The organism is Bacteroides sp. OF03-11BH (genome assembly GCF_003604005.1).
Classification (GTDB): domain Bacteria; phylum Bacteroidota; class Bacteroidia; order Bacteroidales; family Bacteroidaceae; genus Bacteroides; species Bacteroides ovatus.
In genome coordinates this window covers 2539-4629 of the sequence record NZ_QTMW01000094.1, presented here as the reverse complement: position 1 = coordinate 4629, position 2091 = coordinate 2539, and the positions used below count along the sequence as shown (strand labels likewise).

Sequence of the window (2091 nt, the reverse complement as noted above, 5' to 3'; positions counted from 1 at the left end):
CCTTGAAGATTGATGTTCTCTTGTTCTTGTTGTTCAGTATGTTCATTATTCTTTGATTTTTAGATTGTTGTTCTTTTGTTGTTTTCTTGATACTTGTTGCAGGTACTCGTTCAAGTCCTTGCAGCCTTGATAGATGCCGGAACGGTCTGTCACCTTTCCTCCGTAGCGTGTCCGCAGGGCTTCCATTGCCCTGCGTCCGGCTTCGTCTCGGTCGAGGTAACAGTCGATGCGCTCGTACCCGTCCAGATGTTTCAAAGCCTTTTCCACGTTGGCGACGGAGTTCAGCACAAGGCAGTCACCCGTTGCCAAACCGAGCGTGACGGCGGACAGGAAGTCCATAAAGCCCTCGAACACGCTGCACACGTCCGCCGGGATGTCCCCCGCCTTGACCAGCGACACGTCCTTTGGTGGTACGCAACCCTTGAAACGGCGGCTTCGGGTTTCATAGCCGCCCGACACGTTCGGAAAGCCGACGGCAAAGTACCGCTTACCACGCACGCCGTAGTTCAGGCGGCAGCAGTGGCGGGATGCAACGGCATAAGGGATGCCTCTTTCCTTCAAATACTCCGTCAGCGGAGAGCGGAGCAGCGGGACGGCTTCCACTCCCTCAAAGGCAGGTTCGGACGGTTCCGGCAGGTACAACGGCTTTTCTGCTGCGGCAAGCGGCATACGGGCGGTTTCCGCTATGAATCTCGCCTGCGCCATGAAATCCCCGCTTCGGGTAAACTCCCCGACAAGCGTGAAGATGTCGCCGCCCTTGCCCAAGCCGAAGTCGTACCAGAGCTGTTTCGCCACGTTCACACGGAAGGAGGGCGTGCGTTCACTGCGGTATGGCGCACGATACCACAGCTCGTTTCCGCTCCTTCGGACAGGCTCATGTCCCAGCCGTGCGAGAAAGTCCGCAATGGGTATCTGCCTCATATTCTCAATGTCCGTCCGTTCCATGCGACGTGTCAGTTGATGATTATCTTGACGCCCGCCCCGAACTGCGTATGGAACTTCCGTGTGTCGCCACCCCACAGCAGGCGCTCCCGGAGGTTGGCGAGCAGGGCGATACGGTCAGCCACGTAAAACTCCACATCGAGCGTCAGCGCACCGCCGTAGATGAAGGCGTCCCGGTCATGGAGCGTGGAGCCGTCATGCAGCACTTTCTCGCCCCAATTCACCGACTCATATCCGGCGAGAGCCGAAGCCCCCGCATAGACGAACACTATTTTACGGGCGTCGGAGAGTATCTTGAAATAATAACCGCCCTCCGCCGTGAACTGCGCCACAGGTATGGCGGTATCCTTGTACGGGTTGTTCTTCAAGAGGTATTCGCCACCGAACACCCACTTGTTACCGTTCTTCGTGTAGGTGGAGAGAGCCGCCCCGAAACTGTAACCGCCATTGTTGCCACTTAAACGCATACCGTCCACAAGGTTAGCTCTCAATTCGATGCCCTGCATCTTCGGCAGGCATCGCTGGGCGTGCGCCTGCCCCGTGAACAGGGCAAGCGACACGATGATTATTGCGATGTACTTTCTCATGGTCAGCGCACTTGAAGTTCGTTGATGGTATTGGCACGTACCAAGTCCTCGTTTTCAATCACGAAAGACTGGTGACGCCCCCCGTTCTCCTCGTTGAGTTCCACCACGAGGCATTTGTCGTCGGGAATGGTGAACTTCGCCAACGTGAATACCGTGCGCTCGCTCTTCTTGCCCGGCACGAGTGTGGCGTAATTCTGCGCACGGAGCGGCAGGATAATCTGCTCCTGCACGGCGGTACGCTTCGCCACCTTCTTGTCCACGATTTTCCATGTGATGTAGTCCACATCGAAAGGCACGTTGCTCTGGTTCTTTATCTCCGTGTGGAAATAGAGTAACCCATTATGCGTGTAGATACCTTTCAGCAGGTACTGGATGCCGAATCGCTTGCAGCCGATGTGCTTCACCTCACGCTTGTTCTGCTTGTGGATGGACTTCATGATAAGGCGCACCAGCATCGGGCTTTCGCTGCCCAGTTCCTTCAGATAGATTTCCTGCGCATTGTTCGGGCGGTTCACCTTCTCGCCGTCATGGATGAAGTCGCACATCTCCACGTTGAGCAGCA

3 protein-coding genes are annotated in these 2091 nt (G+C 56.0%); all 3 read right to left on the bottom strand.

From position 1 onward, the window contains the following. Positions 1-45 precede the first annotated feature (45 nt). Positions 46-945: a toprim domain-containing protein gene (locus DXA54_RS27490; RefSeq protein WP_004310298.1), complete on the bottom strand. Its 900-nt coding sequence runs from the start codon at positions 943-945 to the stop codon at positions 46-48. Positions 946-953: 8 nt separating this feature from the next. After that, a complete protein-coding gene (locus tag DXA54_RS27485) occupies positions 954-1529 on the bottom strand; it encodes a conjugal transfer protein TraO (RefSeq protein WP_032588474.1) in 576 nt (191 codons plus the stop codon). Between the two features lie 2 nt (positions 1530-1531). Then, positions 1532-2091 (bottom strand): conjugative transposon protein TraN (gene traN, locus DXA54_RS27480; RefSeq protein ID WP_120081178.1); only part of this gene is annotated, 560 nt, incomplete at its 5' end.

What these genes read in the sequence shown, in the direction of transcription:
- DXA54_RS27490 (WP_004310298.1), bottom strand. Translation starts at nt 945, where the DNA reads ATGGAACGGACGGACATTGAGAATATGAGGCAGATACCCATTGCGGAC.
- DXA54_RS27485 (WP_032588474.1), bottom strand. Translation starts at nt 1,529, where the DNA reads ATGAGAAAGTACATCGCAATAATCATCGTGTCGCTTGCCCTGTTCACG.